The 2,209-nt window shown below is 42.3% G+C and carries 3 protein-coding genes; all 3 read left to right on the top strand.

All coding sequences use genetic code 11. From position 1 onward, the window contains the following. The coding region (locus H964_RS06885) for a hypothetical protein (RefSeq protein ID WP_237738232.1) at positions 1-1,089 on the top strand (1,089 nt) is incomplete at its 5' end. A gap of 58 nt (positions 1,090-1,147) precedes the next feature. Then, entirely contained in the window at positions 1,148-1,342 is a 195-nt protein-coding gene (locus H964_RS06880; protein ID WP_156823672.1) for a hypothetical protein, read from the top strand. A 96-nt stretch (positions 1,343-1,438) separates the two neighbouring features. Next, positions 1,439-1,915: a hypothetical protein gene (locus H964_RS06875; protein ID WP_022587830.1), complete on the top strand. Its 477-nt coding sequence runs from the start codon at positions 1,439-1,441 to the stop codon at positions 1,913-1,915. Positions 1,916-2,209: the final 294 nt, after the last annotated feature.

Genomic DNA, 2,209 nt, shown 5'->3' with positions numbered 1-2,209 from the left:
TTCGTTCAATACGTTAAAAGCAGTTTAGAAGAAGCTCAAACAGTGGAACGCATTGACAATTTGATGCGCCTTCTCTCTCAACATTTTATCACTAAAACCGCAAGCACGGTTACTGTTTCAAAATCTCAAAAGGAGGGGTCAAATATGCGAAATGAGATAAGAAAGCGTTACGAAACCGATGAGATATTCCGCAAGAAAGTTGACAAGGTTGCAAAACAATGGCAGGCATTGAGAGGCAGCAAAAACTCTCTGGAAAGCTACGTGGAAGTAGTTCTCCGTAACTACGAAGTAGCGAAATCTGTTGTTAAAGGGACATCCTTTGCCCTTTCAGACGATGAAATCCTTCAGGGACTCTTAGATTCTGTTAAGAAGGATGTTGTCCAGAAAAATTTCAGGCGAGCTACCGCTTTGCAGCGAGAGGTTGAAGAAGGAAGCTACGATTTGGAGCGCATCGGCCGTTTCCTCGAAGATACCTACGGGATAAAACGTCCACCGTTTACTCCTGATGATTTTGCAAGACTGTCTAAGGACAATAAGGAACATTACGAACCCTACCCGTCAAGTATGTGTCGCGCAGTAACGCTGCAAGCAAAAGATTTGCAAGGACGGTTAAGCCAATGGTTGAAGGAATTACCAAACGCTCTCAGCTATCGTGACCAACTCACCTCCACCGCAAAGGAAAGGATTGCTAAACAGCTAACCGATATTCTCTCCATGCTGATGACCGTAGATACTTTGGATGATGCCACAGTCGATAAGGTTTCTACGCCCACCCGAAAACGTGACAGTGCCACATACACGCAGATGGAGATGGAAGAGTTCTTCAAGAGAGGCCAAGAGCTTGCCAGCAATTGGTACACCTTCGTTAAGAGAGTTCAGGCTTCCGTAGAAAAGGAGAAGTCCGAAAGAAGTTACCTCTCCGGAGACTTGAAAATTTTGTCCAACGTGGCACGCTGGCAGTATCCTAACAACCTTCAACCGGATATTGAAAAGCGTGACGATAGCGGTTTCTGGAGCGGTGTTTTTAGAGCATTACCACCTTCTCACGAACTCAACAGGCTGATTAACCAAAAAATCTTTAACGAGTAACCGAAAGGAGATGAATATGATGCTACCCATTTTCTACTGGATTAAGTGGAATGACCTTATGAAAGATGAACTGGCTGAGAAGTTGTCTCAAACCTGTTTTGGAAATTTCGGGTATGACTTTCTCTGCGCCTTTGGAGATAACGAATGGCAAGCTTTACGTCACTGTCCATTGGGAATGCAATGCTGCGAAGCAACTTACCATTACGAGTTAGTACCTCAACATATAAAAAAGCAACTGGAATATGCTGGATAAGACTTTCTCCTCCGAAGAAAAAAAGTTGCTCTCTATAAAGTTCCGTTGGTATAACCTAAAATTTTATCCATTAAAAGAAGCTAAGGAGGTGAGATAATGCCTCTACCTAAAAGAGGAACACCTGAATATGAAGCATGGCGTAATTCTCCAGCCTATGAAGAGTGGCGAAAAAAGACAAGTCAAGTAGTAAGGAGCCTCTGGCAAGACCCTAACTCAAAATTACGTCAAAAATTGCAGTCCGATGAATATAGAGAGAAAAAACGCCATTTTTTGAAAGCGCAATGGCAAGACCCTAACTCAAAAATTCGTCGCGCTTGTCAGTCGGAAGAATTCCGGAAAAAAGTAAGTCGCGGGGTAAAAGCAGCGTTGAACGACCCGGATATAAAATCACGACAAATCGAGGGCGTAAAGCGAGCTTGGGAAAATCCGGAGATTAGAGAAAAGTATCTGAACTACCTCCGTGACCCAGAAGCTAACCAAGAACGCAGGAAACGCATTTCTGAAGGAATGCGAAAAAGCTCAAAACGTATTGGCAGACCACCTAGGGATGGTGATAAAGAATGTTCTGGCTGATATGGTCACTGATAACTCTATCTGTAATCGGAATCGGCTATCTTTATTTGAAAAGAAACAAAATCGTATTTTAGCACATGAAAATATCGTTGGATTAACGTTTATAAGCCTCTATGCACCTAGGAACTTTTTTCATCAACTATTTTTATACGTGAAAAGAAAAACCAACTTAATTTAAGGAGGTTCGATAACTATGCAACGAGAGCCCTTCTATACAAAGGACTTGCACTTCGCTGCTTACTTAATGTTAAACGGTTATGAACCAGAAATCAAAATTCCATACTCTAAGGCAAG

Source organism: Caldicellulosiruptor sp. F32, from assembly GCF_000404025.1.
Taxonomy (GTDB): domain Bacteria; phylum Bacillota; class Thermoanaerobacteria; order Caldicellulosiruptorales; family Caldicellulosiruptoraceae; genus Caldicellulosiruptor; species Caldicellulosiruptor saccharolyticus.
The sequence above is the reverse complement of the archived record's forward strand: the minus strand, read 5'-3'. Positions and strand labels throughout refer to the sequence as shown.